The 20,957-nt window shown below is 65.3% G+C and carries 20 protein-coding genes; 16 read left to right on the top strand and 4 right to left on the bottom strand.

All coding sequences use genetic code 11. From position 1 onward, the window contains the following. Positions 1–11: 11 nt before the first annotated feature. The 4 genes from J2S97_RS10825 (at position 12) to J2S97_RS10810 (ending at position 4,433) form a co-directional block, all read left to right on the top strand. Complete coding sequence (locus tag J2S97_RS10825; RefSeq protein ID WP_307049213.1) at positions 12–923, top strand: sugar phosphate isomerase/epimerase family protein; 912 nt, start codon at positions 12–14, stop codon at positions 921–923. Positions 924–959: 36 nt separating this feature from the next. Continuing rightward, positions 960–1,973, top strand: coding sequence for a Gfo/Idh/MocA family protein (locus J2S97_RS10820; protein ID WP_307049212.1), 1,014 nt, complete (start codon positions 960–962; stop codon positions 1,971–1,973). Positions 1,974–2,088: 115 nt separating this feature from the next. After that, positions 2,089–2,961, top strand: coding sequence for a sugar phosphate isomerase/epimerase family protein (locus tag J2S97_RS10815; protein ID WP_307049210.1), 873 nt, complete (start codon positions 2,089–2,091; stop codon positions 2,959–2,961). A gap of 11 nt (positions 2,962–2,972) precedes the next feature. Next, positions 2,973–4,433 carry a sugar porter family MFS transporter gene (locus J2S97_RS10810; protein ID WP_307049208.1) on the top strand — a complete coding sequence of 487 codons (1,461 nt, stop codon included), beginning with the start codon at positions 2,973–2,975 and terminating at the stop codon, positions 4,431–4,433. A 90-nt stretch (positions 4,434–4,523) separates the two neighbouring features. Here J2S97_RS10810 and J2S97_RS10805 read toward each other — a convergent pair whose 3' ends face one another. Continuing rightward, complete coding sequence (locus J2S97_RS10805; RefSeq protein ID WP_307049206.1) at positions 4,524–4,973, bottom strand: MarR family winged helix-turn-helix transcriptional regulator; 450 nt, start codon at positions 4,971–4,973, stop codon at positions 4,524–4,526. A gap of 165 nt (positions 4,974–5,138) precedes the next feature. On the opposite strand from J2S97_RS10805, the gene J2S97_RS10800 reads away from it, so the two are divergent. From J2S97_RS10800 to J2S97_RS10765, 8 genes are all read left to right on the top strand, one after another. Next, positions 5,139–6,371: an MFS transporter gene (locus tag J2S97_RS10800; protein ID WP_307049204.1), complete on the top strand. Its 1,233-nt coding sequence runs from the start codon at positions 5,139–5,141 to the stop codon at positions 6,369–6,371. Between the two features lie 62 nt (positions 6,372–6,433). After that, positions 6,434–7,261, top strand: coding sequence for an aldo/keto reductase (locus tag J2S97_RS10795; protein ID WP_307049202.1), 828 nt, complete (start codon positions 6,434–6,436; stop codon positions 7,259–7,261). 218 nt (positions 7,262–7,479) lie between these two features. After that, positions 7,480–8,475 carry a substrate-binding domain-containing protein gene (locus J2S97_RS10790; protein WP_307049200.1) on the top strand — a complete coding sequence of 332 codons (996 nt, stop codon included), beginning with the start codon at positions 7,480–7,482 and terminating at the stop codon, positions 8,473–8,475. Between the two features lie 72 nt (positions 8,476–8,547). Then, positions 8,548–9,597: an ABC transporter permease gene (locus J2S97_RS10785; RefSeq protein ID WP_307049198.1), complete on the top strand. Its 1,050-nt coding sequence runs from the start codon at positions 8,548–8,550 to the stop codon at positions 9,595–9,597. Between the two features lie 13 nt (positions 9,598–9,610). Continuing rightward, on the top strand, positions 9,611–10,519 hold the full coding sequence (locus tag J2S97_RS10780; RefSeq protein WP_307049196.1) for an ATP-binding cassette domain-containing protein: 909 nt from the start codon (positions 9,611–9,613) through the stop codon (positions 10,517–10,519). Between the two features lie 147 nt (positions 10,520–10,666). After that, a complete protein-coding gene (locus tag J2S97_RS10775) occupies positions 10,667–11,785 on the top strand; it encodes a Gfo/Idh/MocA family oxidoreductase (protein WP_307049194.1) in 1,119 nt (372 codons plus the stop codon). Continuing rightward, positions 11,785–12,570 carry a TIM barrel protein gene (locus J2S97_RS10770; RefSeq protein WP_307049192.1) on the top strand — a complete coding sequence of 262 codons (786 nt, stop codon included), beginning with the start codon at positions 11,785–11,787 and terminating at the stop codon, positions 12,568–12,570. The genes J2S97_RS10775 and J2S97_RS10770 overlap by 1 nt, the downstream gene beginning before the upstream one ends. After that, positions 12,567–13,601, top strand: a complete 1,035-nt coding sequence (locus J2S97_RS10765; RefSeq protein WP_307049190.1) for a Gfo/Idh/MocA family protein — start codon at positions 12,567–12,569, stop codon at positions 13,599–13,601. Before J2S97_RS10770 ends, J2S97_RS10765 begins: the two co-directional genes overlap by 4 nt. 63 nt (positions 13,602–13,664) lie before the next feature. On the opposite strand, the gene iolB is transcribed toward J2S97_RS10765, so the two are convergent. The 3 genes from iolB to J2S97_RS10750 all read right to left on the bottom strand — a co-directional run bounded on the left by iolB (position 13,665) and on the right by J2S97_RS10750 (position 16,439). Further along, positions 13,665–14,564 carry a 5-deoxy-glucuronate isomerase gene (gene iolB, locus J2S97_RS10760; protein WP_307049189.1) on the bottom strand — a complete coding sequence of 300 codons (900 nt, stop codon included), beginning with the start codon at positions 14,562–14,564 and terminating at the stop codon, positions 13,665–13,667. A 126-nt stretch (positions 14,565–14,690) separates the two neighbouring features. Continuing rightward, positions 14,691–15,431, bottom strand: coding sequence for a GntR family transcriptional regulator (locus tag J2S97_RS10755; RefSeq protein ID WP_307049187.1), 741 nt, complete (start codon positions 15,429–15,431; stop codon positions 14,691–14,693). A gap of 189 nt (positions 15,432–15,620) precedes the next feature. Next, positions 15,621–16,439 (bottom strand): gamma-glutamyl-gamma-aminobutyrate hydrolase family protein, encoded by an 819-nt coding sequence (locus tag J2S97_RS10750; protein ID WP_307049185.1) that lies wholly within the window; start codon positions 16,437–16,439, stop codon positions 15,621–15,623. 109 nt (positions 16,440–16,548) lie between these two features. Between J2S97_RS10750 and J2S97_RS10745 the strand changes: the two genes are divergently transcribed. The 4 genes from J2S97_RS10745 to J2S97_RS10730 all read left to right on the top strand — a co-directional run bounded on the left by J2S97_RS10745 (position 16,549) and on the right by J2S97_RS10730 (position 20,956). Beyond that, positions 16,549–17,256 carry a FadR/GntR family transcriptional regulator gene (locus tag J2S97_RS10745; protein WP_307049183.1) on the top strand — a complete coding sequence of 236 codons (708 nt, stop codon included), beginning with the start codon at positions 16,549–16,551 and terminating at the stop codon, positions 17,254–17,256. Between the two features lie 224 nt (positions 17,257–17,480). Further along, positions 17,481–18,887, top strand: coding sequence for an MFS transporter (locus J2S97_RS10740; protein ID WP_307049181.1), 1,407 nt, complete (start codon positions 17,481–17,483; stop codon positions 18,885–18,887). Between the two features lie 29 nt (positions 18,888–18,916). Next, positions 18,917–19,690: an SDR family NAD(P)-dependent oxidoreductase gene (locus tag J2S97_RS10735; RefSeq protein WP_307049179.1), complete on the top strand. Its 774-nt coding sequence runs from the start codon at positions 18,917–18,919 to the stop codon at positions 19,688–19,690. A gap of 135 nt (positions 19,691–19,825) precedes the next feature. Continuing rightward, complete coding sequence (locus J2S97_RS10730) at positions 19,826–20,956, top strand: LOG family protein (protein WP_307049177.1); 1,131 nt, start codon at positions 19,826–19,828, stop codon at positions 20,954–20,956. Position 20,957 lies beyond the last annotated feature (1 nt).

The following is a 20,957-nucleotide window of genomic DNA, read 5'->3' as shown; positions in this document are numbered from 1 at the left end:
AAGGAATCGATATGACTGAGAACAAGCTGATCATCGGCACAGCACCGGACTCCTGGGGCGTTTGGTTCGCGGATGACCCCAAGCAGACCCCGTGGGAGCGCTTCCTCGACGAGGTGGCCGAATCCGGCTACAAGTGGATCGAGCTCGGCCCGTACGGCTACCTGCCGAACGACCCCACGCGGCTGGCGGAGGAGCTCAAGCAGCGCGACCTGAAGGTCACCGCCGGAACGGTCTTCACCGCGTTCCACCGCGGGCTTGACCAGTGGGAGACTGCCTGGGAGCCGGCGCGCAAGGTCGCAGAGCTCACGGCGGCCATGGGCGGCGAGCACATTGTGGTCATCCCGGCCATGTGGCGCGATGACGTCACCGGCGAAGCGGTGGAAAGCGGGCAGCTCACGGACAAGGCGTGGAGCGACCTGTTCGCCGGCCACAACCGCCTGGGAAAGACCCTGCTGGAGGACTTCGGCCTGAAGCAGCAGTTCCACTCGCACGCTGATTCCCACGTCGGGGCGCAGGAGGACATCGAAACCCTACTGGGTGCCACGGACCCGAAATACCTGAACCTATGCCTGGATACGGGCCACGCGGAATACTGCGGAGCCTCCAGCCTCGAGCTCATCAAAAATTACCCGGACCGCATCGGCTACCTGCACCTGAAGCAGATCAACCCGGATATCCTCAGGAAGGTCAATGAGGAAAACATGACGTGGGCGGCTGCCAACCTCGCCGGTGTCATGACCGAACCGCCGAACGGGCTGCCCGACCTCCGCGCTGTCATCGAAGCAGTGGAGGCCCTGAACCGCCCCATTTTCGGCATCGTGGAGCAGGACATGTACCCGGTGGCCTTCGACGTCCCCATGCCGATCGCCAAGCGCACCCGCAACTACCTGCTGTCCTGCGGCTCCCGCACGGCCGTCAACTAACAGCCGTCCAGGCTCCCGAAACGTAAGGAAAGAACAATGACTGAAACCCTTCGTGTCGCCGTCATCGGCGCCGGCCGCATGGGCGCGGACCACATCCAGCGCCTTAGCAAGCGCATCCACGGCGCGGAAGTCGCCGCCGTCGTCGACGTTGACCTTGCACGTGCGCAGGCAGCCATCGAAGGCATCCCGGGTGCAGTGGCCCTCGCCGATGCCGAAGAGGCGCTCAACAACGGCGACGTCAACGCGGTGCTGATCGCCACCCCGGGCTTCCTGCACGAGGACATCCTGCTGAAGGCCCTCGCCAGGGACATCCCGATCCTCTGCGAGAAGCCGCTCACGCCCGACGCCGAATCAGCCTGGAAGATCGTCCAGGCCGAGGAAAAGCTGGGCCACAAGCGCATCCAGGTGGGCTTCATGCGCCGATTCGACGCCGAGTACGCAGCCCTGGGCCAGGTTATCCGGGACCGCGAACTGGGCGAACTGCTGATGCTGCACCACCAGCACCGCAACCCCACCACTCCGGCGGGATTCACCAATGAGATGCTGATCAACGACTCCGTGGTGCACGAATTCGACGCCATCAGGTTCTTCACCGGCGAGGAAATCACCAGCGTCCAGGTCCGCCTGGGCAAGGCCACGAAGAACGCCCCGGCCGGCCAGCACGATCCCCAGCACGTCCTGGTCGAAACCGAGTCCGGTGTCCTCGCCGACGTCGAAATCTACGTCAACGCCAAGTTCGGCTATGAAGTGGCCACACAGGCTGCGTTCGAGGACGGCATCGTCAACATCGGCGGCGACAAGGGACCGTACACCCGCAGCGCCGGCCGCTGGGGCGGCAGCGTCACCCCCGGCTTCGAAGAGCGCTTCGGTGCGGCCTACGACGTCGAAATCCAGGCCTGGGTTGACGCTGCACTCCGCGGCGAAATCGGCGGTCCCACGACCTGGGACGGCTACGCCACCGCAGCATGCTGCGAAGCAGGCGTGGAAGCACAGAAGAATGGCGAAAAGGTCGCCGTGAAACTGCGCGCCAAGCCTGCCCTCTACAGCTAGGCCCCGCCCGTAAGAGAGTTTTTGTCCAGATAAAGCGAGTTTTAGCCCTCCGGGGCCGCTTTATCTGGACAAAAACTCCGCAAGTTCCTGACTGATCCACAATGGAGTGTTCCTCGTGAAAATCGCACTTGACCCCACGCCGTTCCACCACTCGCACAGCCTGCTCGAATTTCCCCGGGTGGTGGCGGACCTCGGCTACAAGTACATGCAGATGACCCCGCACGCCGACTTCATCCCGTTCTACAACCACCCCAAGGCCGACGACGAACTGGTGGGCCAGCTCAACAAGGCCTGCAAGGACGCCGGGATCGAGATTGCCTCGATCCTGCCCGTGCTCCGCTGGTCCGGGCCGGACGAGGACGCGCGCGAAGCAGCCGTCCGCTACTGGAAGCGCGCCATCCAGATCGCCGTGGACCTGGGCGTCAGCACCATGAACACCGAATTCAGCGGACGCCCGGAGAAATCCGAAGAGTCGGAGCGCGCCTTCTACCGCTCCATGGAAGAGCTGCTGCCCATCATCGAGCGGGAAGGAATCGACCTGCTGATCGATCCGCACCCGGACGATTTTGTGGAAGAGGGCCTGGCCGCCATCCGCGTCATCCGCGGCCTGAACTCCAAGAATGTTGGCCTGGTCTATGTGGCCTCGCACAGCTTCCACATGAAGAACGCGCCCCTGGACATCATGCGCGCCGCGGGGGACAAGCTCCGGCTGGTCCACGTCGCCGACACCATGGACCACCACGCGTCGCACGGCCTGCGTTACATCACCAACCCGCCCGGCAACCCGGTCCGCGTGCACCAGCACCTGAAGATCGGCGACGGCGACGTCAACTGGGAAGAGTTCTTCGGCGGCCTGCAGGAAATCGGCTTCCTGGACCGCGACAACACGGTCATGGTGTCCAGCGTCTTCGCCGAAGACGACAACGCCGCGGATGTTTCCCGCTACCAGCTCGACACGATGAACAACTACATCGCCAAGGCACGGTAGCGGGCCGCCCTATGACGCAACCTGAACAAACACTCACCGGTTCGCCCAGCCAATCCGCAGCCCGCCCGGCCGTTGGGCCGGCCGGTGCTCCCGCCGCTGCCCCCGCCAATCCCAAGGGGTTCATGCGGCGGGTCGCCCTGTTCTCCACCTTTGGCGGACTGCTCTTCGGCTACGACACCGGCGTCATCAACGGTGCCCTGCCGTTCATGCAACGCGACCTCGGGCTGACGCCGCTGACCGAAGGACTGGTCACCTCCACCCTGCTCTTCGGTGCGGCGTTCGGTGCCATCACGGCCGGCCGGCTGTCCGACCGTTTTGGGCGCCGCAGGACCATCATGGTGCTGGCCCTCATCTTCGCCGCCTCCACCATTGCCTGCTCCCTCGCCCCCACGACGGAGCTGCTGGTCGCGGCCCGCACGGTCCTGGGCCTTGCCGTCGGCGGGGCATCGGTGATTGTGCCCGTGTACCTCGCGGAGATGTCACCGGCGGCCCAACGCGGGCGGATCGTCACGCAGAACGAGCTCATGATCGTCACGGGCCAGTTCCTGGCCTTCACGTTCAACGCCGTCCTGGGCAACGCTTTCCCCGAGGCTTCGCACGTGTGGCGCTGGATGCTGGTCATCGCAACACTGCCGGCAGTGGTGCTCTGGTTCGGCATGCTGGTCCTCCCAGAGAGCCCACGCTGGTTGGCGTCGGCCGGACGCTTCGGCGAGGTCCTCGAAGTGCTGCGCAAAACCCGGGCAGCGGCCGATGTCTCCACGGAATTCGATGAAGTGCGGCAGGGAGCCCGGGAGGACTACCAATCCAAGCTCGGCACATTCAGGGACCTCACCGTGCCATGGATCCGCAGGATTTTCGTGGTGGGACTGGGCATGGCGGTCATCAACCAGATCAGCGGCGTCAACGCCATCATGTACTACGGCACTTCCATCCTCTCCAGCTCCGGCTTCGGGGACCAAGGTGCCTTGCTTGCGAACGTCGTCAACGGCGTCACCTCAGTGGTTGCCGTGATCGTCGGCATGTCCCTGATGACCCGGGTGCGCCGAAAGTCCATGCTGATCGTCGGCCTTGGCGGTACCGCATCGTCGCTGTTGGCCATTGGGCTGATTTCGATGCTGATCCCGGAAAGCACCCTTCGTGGCTACCTGGTGCTGCTGTTCATGGTCACGTTCCTGGGATCCATGCAGTCCTGCATCGGCACAGTCACGTGGCTGACGATGTCTGAAATCTTCCCGCTGCATGTGCGCGGCGTCGGCATGGGTATCTGCGTGTTCGTGCTGTGGATGATCAACTTCCTGATCGGCTTTTTCTTCCCGCAGATGGTTGCGTGGATCGGCGTTTCAACCACCTTCTTTATCTTCGTTGCCATCCAGCTGGCGGCCATCGTCTGGGTGAAACGGGTTGTCCCCGAAACCAAGGACAAGAGCCTCGAAGACCTGGAACACTACTTCAAGATCGTGGCCGGAAAGTAGGCCAACACCGACTGAAAGCCCCGCGGGCGCGCTTCGGCGCGGCGCGGGGCTTTTGCTGTGCCCTTGTTTTGTGGAGCTCGGGTTTTGGGGCTAGGCGTGCGCGTGAAGTTTGGGCAGAGCGTCCACCAAAGGGGCCAGCTCCGGTATGTCCTGGGCCTCGGCGAGGGCGCGTTCCAGGGTGGCGTCGTGGGTGGGGCGTGCCTCTTCGAGCAGCTTGATCCCGCTGGCAGTGAGCTCGGTGTAGATGCCGCGCCTGTCATCTGCGCAGAGGATGCGGGTCAGCAGGCCGCGGTCCTCGAGCCTGTTGACCAGCCGGGTTGTGGCGCTGGCACTGAGTGCGGTGGCCCGGGCCAGCTGCTGCATGCGCATGTGCCAGCCGTCCTGCCGGCTAAGGGCGTCGAGCACGGTGTATTCGACGACGGACAGCTGGGCTTCGGCCTGGAGAGAGCGTTCCAGCTCCGATTCGATCAGGCCGTGCAAGGCCGCCAGCGTCCGCCAGCCCTGCGCGCGGACTTCAACGGCGTCGTCCTTGATGCCCATCTTGTACTTCCCTTCGGATCGTGCACCCCGCGGATGTGAAGCGGGACACAACAAATAATAGTTGCTTGCGCGTGGTATCTGCTTGTGCAACAATAAATAAAGCGTCTGCAACTACTAGCCTACGCGCCCTACCCCATTCCGTACAGTTTTTGAAGGAGCTTCACCATGCCTATTGGCCTGTTAGCCCTCGCCCTCGGCGGGTTCGGGATCGGACTCACCGAGTTCGTGATCATGGGCCTGCTGCCCGAGGTTGCCGCTGACTTCAGCGTCAGCGAGGCCACCGCCGGCTGGTTGATCTCCGGCTACGCCCTTGCCGTCGTCGTCGGCGCCCTGCTGCTCACCGCGGCAGTGACCCGCTGTGAGCGCAAGCCCGTTCTCGCCATCCTTCTGGTGCTGTTCATCGGCGGCAATCTGATCTCGGCCATCGCCCCCGACTACTCCATGATGATGATCGGCCGGATCGTTGCCGCCCTGGCCCACGGTGCGTTCTTCGGCATCGGCGCAGTAGTGGCCGCCGACATGGTGGCCCCCACCAAAAAAGCCGGCGCCATCGCCATCATGTTCACCGGGCTCACCGCCGCCAACGTCCTCGGCGTCCCGTTCGGCACCATGCTGGGTCAGGCGGCGGGCTGGCGCTCCACCTTCTGGGCCATCACTGGAATCGGTGTCCTGGCCCTCGTTGGTATCCTGACGCTGGTACCCAAGACTGACCGCGGTGCAGCCACCACGGGCGGGCTCCGGAGTGAACTCAGCGCCTTCCGCTCCGGACAGGTCTGGCTGTCCATCCTCGTCACCATCCTCGGCTACGGCGGCATGTTCGGCGCCTTCACCTACATCGCATTCACCCTCACCGAGGTCACCGGCTTCGCGGCCTCCACCGTGCCCTGGCTGCTCATCCTCTTCGGCATCGGGCTGTTCATCGGCAACACCGTGGGCGGCAAGGCGGCGGACAGAAACGTGGACCGCACCCTCCTGGTGGTCCTGGCCGTGCTGGTAGTGATTCTGGTGGCTTTCGCCCTGACCGCCCGCAACCAGCCGCTCACCATCGCCTCCATCGTCCTGATGGGTGGCTTCGGCTTCGCGACGGTCCCCGGACTGCAGATGCGGGTCATGAAATACGCCAACAGCGCCCCCACGCTGGCCTCCGGCGCCAACATCGGCGCCTTCAACGTCGGCAACGCCCTCGGTGCCTGGCTCGGCGGCGTGACCATCACCGCCGGACTCGGCTACACCTCGCCGATCTGGGCCGGCGCCGGCATTACCCTCCTCGGCCTCGGCGTAATGGCCGTCGCCGCAGCAAGCGCGAAGCGGCACAACAACGCCGCGGCGCCGGTGACTGAAGCGCCGGTGACGGAATCGTCCGTCCCTGCCACGGCCGAGCCGGTCGCCGCCCGCTGACGCTGCGTCGTCACCCCTGCATCGCAACCCCAAACCATCGAGCTAGAACCTCTGGAGACACCATGACCTCAATACCTACCGTTACCCTCAACAACGGCGTGGAGATGCCCCAACTCGGCTTCGGCGTCTTCCAGGTCCCCGACGACGAAACAACCGCGGCGGTCACCGCCGCCCTCGCCGCCGGCTACCGTAGCGTCGACACGGCCGCCATCTACGGCAACGAAGAAGGCACCGGCCGCGCGCTGGCGGAGTCCGGCATCCCCCGCGAGGAACTGTTCATCACGTCCAAGCTCTGGATCGACGATCTCGGCTACGAATCGACGCTTGCCGCCTTCGAGGCGAGCCTGGACAAGCTCGGACTGGAGTACCTCGACCTCTACCTGATCCACTGGCCGGCTCCGGAATCAGACATGTACGCGGACTCGTGGTTGGCGCTGGAGAAGCTCCTGGCCGACGGCAAGGTCCGGGCCATTGGGGTCTCCAACTTCCTGCCCGAGCACGTGCAGCGGCTCGTTGACCTGGGCGGAACGGTGCCGGCCATCAACCAGGTTGAACTCCACCCTGCACTGCAGCAACGCGACGTCGCAGTGTTCAACGGCGCCCACGGCATCGCCACCGAGGCGTGGAGCCCGCTGGCGCAGGGCGCGGTGCTGGACGATCCGGCCGTCGTCGACATTGCGGCCCGGCACGGCCGCACGCCTGCCCAGGTTGTGCTGCGCTGGCACCTGCAGCAGGGGAGGGTCGTCATTCCCAAATCCGTGACGCCGGCACGCATCAGGGAGAATCTCGACGTATTCGGATTCGCCCTCACGGCCGAGGAGCTTGCGGCCGTCGACGCACTCGAGCGCGACGGGCGCACGGGCCCGCACCCTGCCGACTTCCACGGCTAGGCGGGGCCCCGGAACGTCCCTGGATGACGGGCCGGGGGTGGCGGCAACAGCCGTTACCCCCGGCTTTTTTGGTGCACGGAACCTCCAATCCAAGTTAAAACATCCTAATGTCAGGACAAACTATTGACATTAGTGAACTGAGTCACGATGATCGAGGTAGACAGTGCTCCGGCGGCTGCAGAGTGGCAGCCCGGAACCTGAGATCAAAGGAGATTAAGGTGGCACAATTTTCCTGGCGCAAGGCGGCCCTCGTTGCAGCGGTAGTCCCGATGATGGCGCTGAGCGCATGTTCAAGCAGCGGCGGCCGGCCCACCGAAGCAGGCGGCGGCGCTGGCGGCGGCCAAGTCGCAACCACTGACCGGATCAAGATCGCCCTCATCACCCACGCTGCAGCCGGCGATACGTTCTGGGACATTGTCCGCAAGGGCGCCGAGGAGGCTGCGGCGAAGGACAACGTCGAACTGCTCTACACTTCCGATCCGGAGGGCGGCCGCCAAGCCCAGCTGATCGAGCAGGCTGTAGACCAGAAAGTGGACGGCATCGCCGTCACCCTGGCCAAGCCGGATGCCTTGAAAGACGCCTTGAAGAAGGCAACTGATGCCGGCATTCCCGTGGTCAGCCTTAACGCAGGTGAAGGCGTCTCGAAGCAGCTCGGCGCTTTCACCCACTTCGGCTCGAACGAAAAGCTCGCCGGCGAGGCGGTCGGTACCGAGTTGGCTTCCCAGAACTTCAAGCACCCCGTCTGCATCATCCAGGAGCAGGGCCACGTGGGCCTCGAGGCACGGTGCGCAGGCGTCAAAGCCAAGGTTGCCGGCACTGAGGTCCTTTACGTCAACGGCCGTGACATGACGGAAGTCGCCTCCACCATCACCGCCAAGCTGCAGGCCGCCAAGGACGTTGACGCCGTCATCGGCCTGGGCGCCCCCATCACCCTGACGGCGTTGAAGTCCATCACCGACTCAGGCAGCTCCGCTAAGGCGGCCTCGTTCGACATGAATGCTGAGCTGGCGCAGAAGATCGTGGACGGCACCATCCTGTTCACAGTGGACCAGCAGCCCTGGCTCCAGGGCTACGGGTCAATTGACGCCCTGTGGCAGGCCAAGCGCGGCGGCTTCGAGATCGGCGGCGGCCAGCCGGTTTTGACCGGGCCTACCGTGGTGGACAAAGAGTCCGCCACCGATGTCCTCAAATTCGCCCAGCAGGGCGTCCGCTAAGTCGCAGGCACCCCTGGCCGTGGGAGGGCCGGAGCCCGGTTCTCCCGCAGCTAGACCAACAAGGAGTTTTTCATGACACAGACGTTAGCAAAGCCGGCACCGCTGGCGGCGGATGAACGGATCGGCCGCCGAAGTCCGTTCCAAAAGCTGCTGGGGCGGCCCGAAGTCGGCGCCCTGGTGGGTGCCATTGTCCTGTTCGTTTTCTTCTCAGTCGTTTCGTCCACCTTCATCCAGCCGAGTTCATTTGCCACGGTGCTGTACGGGTCGTCCACCATCGGCATCATGGCAGTGGGGGTGTCCCTGCTCATGATCGGCGGCGAGTTTGACCTCTCCACGGGTGTGGCAGTCATCAGCTCCGCCCTGACTGCGTCCATGTTCGCGTGGTACTTCTCGCTGAACGTCTGGGTGGGCGTTGCGCTGGCTCTGGTGGTTTCCCTCACTATCGGCTTCATCAACGGCTGGATCCTGGTGAAGACCAAACTGCCGAGCTTTATCGTCACGCTCGCAACGTTCCTCATGCTGACCGGCCTGAACCTCGCGCTGACCCGCCTGATCTCCAACGGAGTCTCGTCGCCGTCGATCGCCCAGATGGAGGGCTTCGCTTCAGCCCGCGCCGTCTTCGCCTCGTCGGTGAACATCGCCGGGGTGGAGGTGAAGATCACCGTGTTCTTCTGGATTGTCCTGGTGGCTGTGGCGTCCTGGGTGCTGCTTCGTACCAAGGTGGGCAACTGGATCTTCGCCTCCGGCGGCGACGCCAATGCCGCCCGCGCCGTGGGTGTGCCGGTCACCAAGACCAAGATCGGCCTGTTCATGGCGGTGGGCTTCTGCGGATGGGTCCTGGGCATGCACAACCTCTTCGCCTTCGACTCCGTGCAGTCCGGCGAGGGCGTGGGCAACGAATTCCTCTACATCATCGCTGCTGTCATCGGCGGCTGCCTGCTCACCGGCGGGTACGGCTCGGCGGTGGGCGGCGCGATTGGCGCCTTCATCTTCGGCATGGCCAACAAGGGCATCGTCTACGCCCAGTGGAACCCCGACTGGTTCAAGTTCTTCCTGGGCCTGATGCTGCTGCTGGCCACCATCGTCAACCTGATCGTCAAGCGCCGAGCAGAACTCAAGTAAGGGGCCCGGAGACATGAATGCCAAAGAGATCGACCAGAAGACCCTGCTCCAGAACGAAACGGACCCGCTGACCCACACCCCGGTGCACCTGCTCTCACTGGACAAGGTCGGAAAAAACTACGGCAACATCGTCGCGCTGAGCGATGTGACCATGGCCGTGGACAACGGCCGCGTCACCTGCGTCCTGGGCGACAACGGCGCCGGAAAATCCACCCTGATCAAGATCATTGCCGGTCTGCACCAGCACGATCACGGCGTGCTGAAGGTCATGGGGGAGGAACGGAAGTTCACATCCCCGCGCGACGCCCTGGACGTGGGCATCGCCACGGTGTACCAGGACCTGGCCGTGGTCCCCCTGATGCCCATCTGGCGGAACTTCTTCCTCGGTTCCGAGCTGACCTCCGGCTTTGGCCCGTTCAAGAGCCTGGATGTCCAGAAGATGAAGGACATCACCAACCACGAACTCGCCGAAATGGGCATCGACCTCCGCGATGTGGAGCAGCCCATCGGCCAGCTCTCCGGCGGCGAACGCCAGTGTGTTGCGATCGCCCGCGCCGTGTACTTCGGCGCCAAGGTCCTGATCCTGGACGAGCCGACGGCGGCATTGGGCGTGAAGCAGTCCGGGGTGGTGCTGCGCTACATCCTGCAGGCACGGGATCGCGGTCTGGGCGTCATCTTCATCACCCACAACCCGCACCACGCCTTCCCTGTCGGTGACCGGTTCCTGCTGCTCAAGCGCGGCAAATCCATCGGCTACTACGAGAAAAAGGACATCACGCTCGACGAACTCACCGCCCAGATGGCCGGCGGCGCCGAACTGGCCGAACTCGCCCACGAACTCGAACAGATCGGCGGGCACGGTGACGTCGTCAAGGAAGTCAAGAGCGAAGTGGCGCAGACCTCCGGGAAGTCCCACAGCTGACCTTCCGACCCAGCTGGACGTGCAGGGCCCGCCCACACCGGGCCGGCCCTGCTCAGCCGTGCCATGGCCTGGCACCTGTAAGACCTGGAATGCCCGTTGAGCGTTCCACCCAGTGAGAACCTCGGACCCATTGAAAGGACCAACCCGTTGGCCTACATCACTCAAGACCCTGCCGAAGTCCCGGCTCCCGTACGGATCGGTCTCATCGGCTCCGGCTGGATGGGGGCATTCCACGCTGAAAGCATTGCCCGCCGCGTTCCGGGTGCCGTCCTCGCGGCCATCGCCGATCCGAATGTCGAATCCGCTGGGGCACTGGCCCGATCCTTGGGCACCGCCAAGGTGACCCCCAACGCCGAAGACATCCTGGCTGATCCCGGGATCGACGCAGTGATCATCGCCAGCCCCGCGCGATTCCACTCTTCCCTCATCGCGCAGGCGGCTGCCGCAGGAAAGCACGTTTTCTGCGAGAAGCCTGCCGGACAGGGGCTCGACGAGCTCGATGCGGCCCTGGCCGCGGTGGACGCGGCCGGCGTGCACTTCCAAGTCGGCTTCAACCGGCGGTACGCGGACGATTTCCAGGCCGCCAAGAAGGACCTCGCCGCCGGGGTGGCCGGGACACCGCAGCTCCTGCGCTCGCTGACCCGCGACCCCGGGAACGGAAGCATCCCGAATGCGGCAAGGGTCCCGGCATGGACCATCTTCCTGGAGACGCTGATCCACGACTTTGACACCCTCAACTGGTTCAACGAAGGTGCCGAGCCAGTGGAGGTCTACGCCGTTGCGGACGCACTCGTGGAGCCCGGGCTGCGTGACCAGGGATTCCTGGACACCGCAGTGGTGACCATCCGCTACAGCAATCGTGCCGTGGCCGTGGCGGAGGCAAACTTCAGCGCGCTCTATGGCTACGACATCCGCGGAGAGGTCTTCGGTTCGAAGGGTATGGTCCAGGCCGGCCGTGCCACGGAGACGGCAGCGCGCCGGTACACGGCCGAGGGAATGTCCGCTTCCACGCCGAGGCTCAACGTTGAACTCTTCCGGCAGGCGTACACGGAGGAACTGGCCGATTTTGCGGCTGCGGTGCGTTCAGAGCGCGACGGCGTGCCGCCGTCGTCGTCGTCCGGAATCACCCTCACGCCGGGTGCCGCCGACGCCAGGCGCGCGTTGGCCATGGCGCTGGCCTGCATCGAGTCGGTCAAGCAAGGCGCTCCGGTGGCGGTGGCAGGGCTGGCCGCAGCATCCGGGCTCAGCAACAAGGCCGGAGTCTGATGCGGCTGGCAGTTTGCGCAGAGATGGTCTTCACGGACCTGCCTTTTGTGGAACGCGTTCGTCGGATCCACGAGGCCGGCTTCGACGTGGAGCTGTGGGATTCGCGCACGAAGGACATCAGCGCGCTCAAGGCAACGGGTGCGGTGTTTTCCTCCATGACCGGGTACACGTCAGGCAGCCTGGTGGACCCGGACACGGCCGATGATGTGGTGAAAACGGCCGCGTCGCTGATCCCGACTGCGCTTGAGCTGGGTGTCAGCCGCATGGTGGTGCACCCGGCGGAACTCATTGACGGCCACGCCGCGCGTCCCGTCTTCCGTTCCACCGGCCAGATGTGGAGCACCGGTGCCAGGACCTTGGAGCGTCTTGGCAAGCTCGGCGGGAAATACGGAGTGACGTTCTGCCTCGAGAACCTCAACACGGTGCTGGATCATCCGGGCATCCCGCTGGCACGGGCCAAGGACACGCTGGCGCTGGTGGAGGCCGCCGGGCACCCCAACGCCAAACTGATGCTGGATCTGTACCACGCACAGCTGGGGGAGGGTAACCTCATTGAGCTGGTGCGGTCGGCCCTGCCGCACATCGGCGAGATCCAGGTGGCGGACGTCCCGGGCCGCTGCGAACCCGGGACCGGGGAAATCAACTATGCGGCTGTCGCGAGGGCGCTCGCCGACGCCGGCTACGGGGGCACTGTGGGCATGGAAGCCTGGGCGAAGGGTGACAGCGCCGCGGCGCTGGATGCGTTCCGGGCTGCGTTTACTGTTTATGCGGAGGAGAAATCATGAAGGACGTCATTCTTGGCCTGGTCGGAGTGGGGCGGATCGGCGTGATGCACGCCAACAACATCGCCGCGCTGAACGCGGTCCTCAACCCGGAGGGCATCAACGTCAGGCTCCGGCTCACTGACGTGGCCGCAGACCACGCCCGGACGGTCGCGGCCGGGCTCGGCGCCGAATTCCTTCCTTCCGTGGAGGCCCTCATAGCTTCCGGGATAGACGGCCTGGTCATTGCGACGGGGACGGCAACACACCCCGAGCTGATCAAGGCAGGAGTAGATGCCGGGGTGCCGGTTTTCTGCGAGAAGCCGGTTGCCATGAACGTGGCGGATGCACTGCCGGTGCTGGATTACGTCAGGGACAGGCGGGGCGTGGTGCAGATCGGCCATCAGCGCCGCTTTGACGCCGGATACCTGGAAGCCAGGCGGGCCTACCAGGAGGGCGAACTGGGCTGGATCCACTCGCTGCGGGCCGTCACGTGCGACATGGCACCGCCCCCTGTGGAGTTCCTGGCCAGCTCCGGCGGCCTCTTCCGGGACTGCTCCGTTCACGACTTCGACATCCTGCGGTGGCTGACCGGCCGGGAAATCGTGGAGGTGTATGCCAAGGGCTCCAACAACGGCGACCCGGCCATCGGGGAAGTGGGCGACGTGGACACCGCCTTGGCGCTGGTGACGTTCGACGACGGGACGGTCGGAACTGTCTCTGCCACCCGGTACAACGGCGCGGGCCATGACGTCCGCCTGGAAATCCAGGGTTCGCGCCGTTCACTGATGGTGGGATTGGATGACACAACGGCGATGGCCTCGGCCGAAGCCGGTGTCGGGTTTCCGGCCGGGGAGCCCCACAAGACGTTCGCCGAACGGTTCGACCAGGCGTACCGCTCCGAAATGGAAGCGTTCGTGGAGCTGATCCTGGGCCGGCGGGAGAATCCGTGCACCCCCGAAGATGCCGTGGCTGCATCCCGGGTTGCCGATGCCGCCCAGGAATCGCTGGCAACCGGGGTTCCGGTCCGCGTGGCCCAGAAAGTGGCCCGTTAGCCTGGTCAAGCAAGGCTGATGCCCCACACCGACTGCGGTGAGGGGCATCAGTTGTTTCGACGCCTAAGCGGTGAACGGCAACCGCGGGTCCACGTCCTGGCCTTCCCACGTCTGCCTGATCCAGCCGTGGTGCGGGTCGTCGCTGATGAGCCATTCGCGGACGGGGCCGGGACCGGCCATGACGTTCAGGTAATACAGGTCGTAACCCGGGGCAGCCATCGCCGGCCCGTGCCAGCCGTAGGGAACCAGGACCACGTCACCGGTCCGGACCTCTGCCGAGACGTCAATGGGCCGCTCGTCCGAGGCATACACGCGCTGGTAGCCGATGGCGTCCCCCTGCGAAGCGGGTGCGGCCGGACCGACCGGCGCCACCCGGGTCTCGAAGTAGTAGATCTCCTCGAGACTGGTTTCGCCGTCCTTTTCCTCGTCGTGCTTGTGCGGGGGATACGAGGACCAGTTGCCGGCGGGGGTGATGACTTCGCAGACGATGAAGCGGTCCGCTTCCAGTGCTGCCGGAGTGCCAAAGTTGTGGACCTGCCGGGAGCAGTTGCCGGCGCCCCGCAGCTCCACGGGTGTCTCGGCGGCAGTCACGAGCCGGGTCGGGTAGGAAGTTTTCGCGGGAGCCGTGGCGACCGCCACCCGGCCGCCGTCTGCCGAACTGATGGTGACGGCCTTCCCGGTGCCGGTGTAGAGCACGTCACTGGGGCCGTTGAATACGCTGGACCGGCCGGCAAGCCGGAAGTCCTCGCCGTCGACAGCGGCGGTGAAGGACCCGTTGAGCGGAACCACGATGCGTTCCTCGCCGGCCGCGGGGAGTTCGACGGCGGCGCCGGCTGCCAGCGTGGCGACCTTGAGTCCCGTGTGGGCCCAGCCGTCCACCTCCAAGGCGGAGTCCGACGTTCCCAGCGAGACGTCCCAGCTGCCGTCGGCAGCGGAACCCAGCGGATATACCCAGTTGGCCATAGATCTACTCTTTCGTATACGTGCGTGCTTAATGGCAGCGTGCAGCTGCAGCGCGTAGCGCTATCGCTATCGCTATCGCTAGCGCTATCGCTATCGCTATCGCTATCGCTATCGCTAGCGCTATCGCTAGCGCTGGACGAGGGTCATTTCAAAGCTGTAGGAGTCACCCCGGTAGACGTGGTGCCCGGTTTCCACCATTCGCCCGGTGTCATCCACCGCGGTTCGTTCCATGGTCACCAGTGCCGAACCGGGCTGCGTGTCCAGCAGGGGCGCCTGGTAGTCGTTGGCGACCATCGCACCGATGCGCTGCGAGGCCAGCCGGAAGTTCACCCCGCCGTTGCGCAGGATCGCGTACAGGCCCTGGGCGCCCAGCTGGGCTTCGTCGATGGGCGTGATGTCGTCGCGGACCCAGTTTTCCATCAGCGCCAGCGGCTTGCCGCCCACCTTGCGCAGCCTGGTGAAGTGGTAGACCTTTGCACCGGCGGGAAGCTGGAGGGCTTCACGGGTCGGTGCGTCGGCCTCGATGTGCGAGAAGCTGAGCACCTCAGTGGTGGGCTTGCTCCCGTTATTCGTAAGGTCGTCAAACAGGCTGGACAGTTCCAGCGGCCTCCGGACCTGGCTGGAGACCACCTGCGTTCCTACGCCGCGCTTGCGCACCAGGAGGCCGGAACGCACCAACTCGTCCATGGCTTTGCGCATGGTGGGGCGGGACAGGTTGAGCTGGGCTGCAAGGTCGATTTCGTTGTCGAGCCGGCTGCCCGGGGGGAGTAGTCCGGTGTGGATGGCGGACTCGATGCCCTGGACCACCTGGTGGTAGAGGGGCACCGGTGAAGAGCGGTCGATGCTGAGATTAAATTGATTCGCCACTGAGCGCTCCCTTGTGCTCCGCGGGTCCCGATGGTGCCGGGGAACCCGCGTATGTCAGCGTATGTTCTCTTGATAGGACATACTGCCTTTTTGACGATAATAGCAGGCTGGTTTGGAGGCGCCAAGGACCGGCAACCGGATGCCGTCCGAAGTTGCGGGCCCCGCGCGCTAACGGCCGGCCCCCGCCGGCTAGGCCTGCTGCCGGGTGCGGCATACCTCCACAAACGCCCGGAACGGGGCAACGCGTTCCTCCGCCGGGAGCTCGCGCGCCTCGGGATGCCATTGAACGGACGCCACCCAGCGTTCCGGGTCCTCGAGTGCTTCCACGGTGCCGTCGCCGGCAACGGCCGTCACCACCAGCCCGTCCGCAACCCGCGCCACGGCCTGGTGATGGCCGGAGGCAATCTTGACCGTGAGGCCTTCCGTCCGGTCCGGCGGGCCGTATAGCCCTGCCAGTTTGGAGCCCGGGACGATGTCCACGTCGTGCCAGGCCCAGGGGCCCGTGCCGGCTCCATCGGGACCGTTGGGTTCTGCGGCGCCCGCAGCTGCGGGTTCATGGTGCGTCACCGCGCTGACGGCCATGTCCTGGACAAGGGTGCCGCCGTACAGGATGTTGAGGAGCTGGTGTCCGCGGCAGATCCCGAGCAGCGGCAGCCCCTGATCGATGGCCCCGCGGGCAACTGCCAGGTCGAGTGTGTCCTGCGCGCGGTTCACGTCGTAGCACGCGGCACCCTGCTCCTCGCCGTAGAGGCGCGGGTCCAGGTCGCCCCCGCCGGGGAGTACGACGCCGTCGAGCCGCCTGAGCGTTTCGGCCAGCCGGCCGTCGCCGGAACCTGCGGTAAGCAGCACCGGTGCCCCACCGCCGTCGTGGACCAGGTCGGCGATGAAATTGAACAGCTCATTGGCTTCACCGACCCGCGGGTCCGGGTCCAGGGAGCTGCTGAGGCGGACCGGGATTCCGATCCGCGGCCGGCCTGACAGGGCAGGGGAGGAGTGCGCATGATTCATTCTGCAACAGCCCGATGCGGTTCGGGCCGCGATGCTGATCCGGGCCGCATTCGACAGTAATGTGGAAAGCAACCCGCAACAGAGCGCTAAACCGAAGGCAGGAGCCAGGATGGGCCGCAGGACACTCGTTGACGACCTTGTCGACGGCCTGCTTGACGACATCCTCGACGGCAAACTGAAGCCGCACGATGCCATCCCGCCCGAAGCCGACATCGCCAAGGCCTATGACGTCAGCAGGCTCACTGTGCGGGAAGCCCTCAAGGCGCTGAGGGCGCAGAACATCCTTTACGTCAAGGCCGGGCGGGGAACGTTCGTCAATCCCTCGGACAACTGGACCGGGCTGGACGCGATCTTCAAGGCTGCGTCCCACGGAAACGGCGCGGACCAGGTCTCTGTGGGGCTGATCGAGATGCGGCGCATGGTGGAAACCGGGGCCGCCGCCCTTGCCGCCAAGCGGCACACTCCCGAGCACGCCGAGCAGATGCGGGAGTGCATCGCGGACATGAAGCGCTTCCATGAGTCCGGGGACCTGGACCGCTTTGTGGAGGCCGACATCGCTTTCCATGACGCCGTGCTGAAGGCTTCGGGCAATCCGTTTGTCCGGGCGCTGTTCGCGCAACTGGGGCAGCTGCTCTACATGACCCGGCGGGAGACGTCGGCCGTGCCCGAGATCCAGCTACACGCCATTGAGTACCACCAGAAGGTGCTGGACGGCATTCTGAGCGGCGACGCCGAAGTGTCCCGGCGCACCATGGACGAACACATGGACCAGACGTACCAGGACTACGAGCGCTACGTCCACCACACCGAGCCCTGACGCCCCCCGCGGGCGCACCCGAATCGGTGCCCGGTCGACCAAGGCGCGCCCGCCCAATCACCAAGGCTTGACGTAACCGAGATCACCCTCCTATGATCTTTCTCATGTTCTTCCGTCAGATGTCAGACATCAGACTTAGCTAGCAAGCCGACGGAACCCCCTCAACATCCCCCTCGGATCCCGCCGCCGTCCAGGTGCAGGATCCGACAGATAGAAGGTCGACGATGACTTCACTCTCCATGCAGTCCGCAGGACTCGGCGAGCTCGGCGAACGCACGCTTCGCAAGGTTCGCCGCCGCATCATGCCGCTGATTGTCCTGCTCTACTTTGTTGCGTACCTTGACCGCAACAACGTCGGCTTCGCGAAGCTCACCATGAGCGAGGACATCGGCCTCAGCGCCGCCGCCTATGGCCTGGGCGCCGGCATCTTCTTCCTCGGCTACGCGCTCCTGGAGGTTCCGAGCAACGCCGGAATGTACCGGTTCGGTGCCCGCAAGTGGCTTGCCCGGATCCTGATCACGTGGGGAATCTTCGCCACGGCCATGGCCCTGGTCAACGGTGAAAGCACGTACTACATCATCCGGTTCCTGCTGGGTGCGGCCGAGGCCGGGTTCTTCCCGGCGATCCTCTTCTACCTGACGCTCTGGTTCCCCGCCGCGCAGCGCGTCACGGTCCTGGGCATCTTCATCCTTGCCCAGCCCCTGTCCAACGCCCTGGGCGCCCCGGTGTCCGGACTGCTGCTGCAGATGGACGGCATCCTGGGCCTGCACGGCTGGCAGTGGCTCTACGTCATCGAAGGCATCCCTGCAATCCTGCTGGGCCTGCTGACCCCGATCCTGATGACCGACCGCCCGCGGGACGCCAAGTGGCTCAACACTGACGAGCGCGAATGGCTTGCCACCACCATGGAGGCCGAACTGGCCGCCAAGTCCAAGGGTGGAAACCACAACTTCCTGGCCGGCCTGAAGGACAAGCGCACGCTGGTCTACTCGGCCCTGTACTTCGGCCTGGTCTGCGGCATCTACGGCCTTGGTCTCTGGATGCCCACGATCGTTGCCGCGCTGGGAAAGTTCTCCACCGCCGAAGTGGGCTTCATTGTCCTCATTCCCTACGCCATCGCCGCGGTCTTTGTGTACTTCTGGAGCAAGCGTGCGGACCGGACTGGCAAGCGCGCCTGGCACACCGCAGTCAGCATGGTGCTGGCAGGCATGGGCTTGCTGGCAGCCGGTTACCTGCTCCCGGTCAACCCCGTCCTGGCGCTGATCGCCCTGACGGCCTCGGCCATGGGCATCTACGGCGCCATCGCCCCGTTCCTTTCGATGCCGTCCGCCGCGCTCACCGGAGCAGCAGCTGCCTCCGGTCTGGCCCTGGTCAACTCGCTGGGCAACCTCGGCGGTTTCGTGGCACCGTACGCCGTTGGCCTGTTGAAGGACGCCACGGGGAACAACCAGAGCGGACTGCTGTTCCTGTCCTTCTGCCTGTGCGTCACTGCCGTGGCCACGTACCTCTACGCACGGAAGCGCCCTGAAGGCGACGCCGCGCTGGATCCCGCAGTTGCCGCGCTGGATCCCGCAGTTAAGGCCACGGCGGCCGTAAACACAGCCGCCGTGAACACCACCAAAGTCTCCTGATTTCCATTTTCGACGAAAGAAATATCGCTATGACAACCACTTCATTCCCCGCAGAACGCACCGTTGTACTGACCGGAGCCGCCTCCGCCCGCGGCATCGGCCGTACAGCCGCTGACCGGATGGCCAGCGAGGGCTGGTCCATCGCCATCCTGGACATCAACGCCGAGGACGCCAAGGCAGCAGCTGCCGAGATCGGCTCCAACCGCGCCGTGAAGGCCATTGGTGTGGGCGCCGACGTTTCCGATGCCGCCTCTGTGGACCGGGCTATCACCGAGATCGAAGAATCCCTGCCGCCCATCGTGGCCCTCGCGAACCTTGCGGGCATCAGCTCGCCGACGACGTTCATGGAGACCACGGTGGAGGAGTGGGACAAGGTCTTCGCCATCAACATGCGTGGAACTTTCATCGTGTCCCAGCGTGTGCTCAAGGGAATGATCGAGCGCAAGCTCGGACGCATCGTGAGCATCTCGTCGATTTCCGCCCAGCGCGGCGGCGGCACGTATTCCAAGGTTGCCTACAGCGCATCGAAGGCCGGAATCATCGGCTTCACCCGCGCCCTTGCCCGCGAAGTGGGGGAGTTTGGGGTTACGGTCAACGCAATCGCACCGGGCCCCATCGACACCGACATCATGGGCGGCACCCTGAGCGAGGAGCGCAAGGCCCAGATGTCAGAGGGCATCATGATGGGACGGGTGGGCACCCGCGAGGAAGTCGCCGCCCTGATCTCCTTCCTGCTCGGCCAGGACTCGGGTTACATCACTGCCGCCACGTACGACATCAACGGCGGGCTCCAGGTCTCTTGATCCGGCGCGGCCCTGCCCGCACCTGAACGCCTCCCGAACATTAACCCAGCCCGCACCTGAAGGTGGGCACAGAAGCGCCCCGCGGATCTCCGCCGGGGCGCTTCTGCTGCGCCCGCTGCGGACTAGGCTGACTTCATGAACGCCGCCGGCAGCCTGAGCCCCAGCCCCAGGACCCTAGAGGTTGAGAGCCTGGACAGCTTCGACCGGCTGGTGAAGGCGGGCATCCGCAGCATGCACGGCTGGCATGCGCAGTCATTGGACCTGCGCGGCCGCGCCGCTTCGCTGCAGGCCATGGACGCGCAGGGCGCGATCTTCCTAGGCTGCACCTTCGACGACGGCGTGGAGGATTCGCTGCGCGACCGCGGGGCGCTGATCTTCCCCCGGCTGGAATCCGTGCCGTTCAACCCGTACCGCGGGCAGCTCTACTCACCCCAGGAGCTCTACTCCGGTCCGCCCGATGCGCCCTACGAAACCACACTGGACGCCCGGATCTACCACTGGAGCATCCGGCCCGGGCAGCGGCACCGGCTGGATGCCACGCTGGCCGCGGCGCTGCATGACCATTCGATCGGCGACGCCCTGGATGAACTGGTGCGCTCCGAGCTGGGCGGCCGCTCGATGGTGGGGGTGATGGGCGGCCACACCGCGAGGCGCGGAACGCCGGCCTTCATGGAGGCCGCCGTCGCCGGCCGGCTCCTCGCCAGGAGCGGCCGGGTGGTGGCCACCGGCGGCGGCCCCGGTGCCATGGAGGCCGCCAATATGGGCGCGTACCTCAGCGGACTGCCGGACGCGGACTTCCACGCTGCGCTTGCCCAGGTGGCAGCCGTTCCAGGGTTCCGGCCCTCTGTGTCCGCGTGGGCGCGGACGGCGGCCGCCGTCGTCGAACGCTATCCGGACGGGACGCCGTCGCTGGGGATTCCCACCTGGTTCTATGGCCACGAGCCGCCCAACTACTTCGCCACCCACATCGCGAAGTATTTCGCCAACGCCATCCGCGAGGCGATCCTGCTGGAGCTTTGCGACGGTGGTGTGATCTTCCTGCCGGGGTCCGCCGGCACCCTGCAGGAAATCTTCCAGGATGCGTGCGAGAACTACTACGGAGCCTCCGAAACCATCAGGCCCATGGTGCTCGTCGGCAGCGACCACTGGAAGCGGCGGTATCCGGCGTGGCCTTTGCTGCAGAGCCTGGCAGCGGGCAAGTCAATGGCCGACAGGATCTTCCTGGTGGACACGGTGGAGGAAGCCCTCGACGCAGTGGCTCGTTAGC

It is taken from the genome of Arthrobacter oryzae, assembly GCF_030812315.1.
In the GTDB taxonomy this organism is placed as follows: Bacteria; Actinomycetota; Actinomycetes; order Actinomycetales; family Micrococcaceae; genus Arthrobacter; species Arthrobacter oryzae_B.
This window is presented reverse-complemented; position numbering and strand designations above follow the sequence as displayed.

Bases quoted from the DNA above. Each gene is read 5' to 3' on its own strand.
- J2S97_RS10825 (WP_307049213.1), top strand. From the start codon at position 12: ATGACTGAGAACAAGCTGATCATCGGCACAGCACCGGACTCCTGGGGC.
- J2S97_RS10820 (WP_307049212.1), top strand. From the start codon at position 960: ATGACTGAAACCCTTCGTGTCGCCGTCATCGGCGCCGGCCGCATGGGC.
- J2S97_RS10745 (WP_307049183.1), top strand. From the start codon at position 16,549: ATGGGCCGCAGGACACTCGTTGACGACCTTGTCGACGGCCTGCTTGAC.
- J2S97_RS10795 (WP_307049202.1), top strand. From the start codon at position 6,434: ATGACCTCAATACCTACCGTTACCCTCAACAACGGCGTGGAGATGCCC.
- J2S97_RS10765 (WP_307049190.1), top strand. From the start codon at position 12,567: ATGAAGGACGTCATTCTTGGCCTGGTCGGAGTGGGGCGGATCGGCGTG.
- iolB (WP_307049189.1), bottom strand. From the start codon at position 14,564: ATGGCCAACTGGGTATATCCGCTGGGTTCCGCTGCCGACGGCAGCTGG.
- J2S97_RS10740 (WP_307049181.1), top strand. From the start codon at position 17,481: ATGACTTCACTCTCCATGCAGTCCGCAGGACTCGGCGAGCTCGGCGAA.
- J2S97_RS10750 (WP_307049185.1), bottom strand. From the start codon at position 16,439: ATGAATCATGCGCACTCCTCCCCTGCCCTGTCAGGCCGGCCGCGGATC.
- J2S97_RS10800 (WP_307049204.1), top strand. From the start codon at position 5,139: ATGCCTATTGGCCTGTTAGCCCTCGCCCTCGGCGGGTTCGGGATCGGA.
- J2S97_RS10810 (WP_307049208.1), top strand. From the start codon at position 2,973: ATGACGCAACCTGAACAAACACTCACCGGTTCGCCCAGCCAATCCGCA.
- J2S97_RS10770 (WP_307049192.1), top strand. From the start codon at position 11,785: ATGCGGCTGGCAGTTTGCGCAGAGATGGTCTTCACGGACCTGCCTTTT.
- J2S97_RS10735 (WP_307049179.1), top strand. From the start codon at position 18,917: ATGACAACCACTTCATTCCCCGCAGAACGCACCGTTGTACTGACCGGA.
- J2S97_RS10785 (WP_307049198.1), top strand. From the start codon at position 8,548: ATGACACAGACGTTAGCAAAGCCGGCACCGCTGGCGGCGGATGAACGG.
- J2S97_RS10730 (WP_307049177.1), top strand. From the start codon at position 19,826: ATGAACGCCGCCGGCAGCCTGAGCCCCAGCCCCAGGACCCTAGAGGTT.
- J2S97_RS10780 (WP_307049196.1), top strand. From the start codon at position 9,611: ATGAATGCCAAAGAGATCGACCAGAAGACCCTGCTCCAGAACGAAACG.
- J2S97_RS10805 (WP_307049206.1), bottom strand. From the start codon at position 4,973: ATGGGCATCAAGGACGACGCCGTTGAAGTCCGCGCGCAGGGCTGGCGG.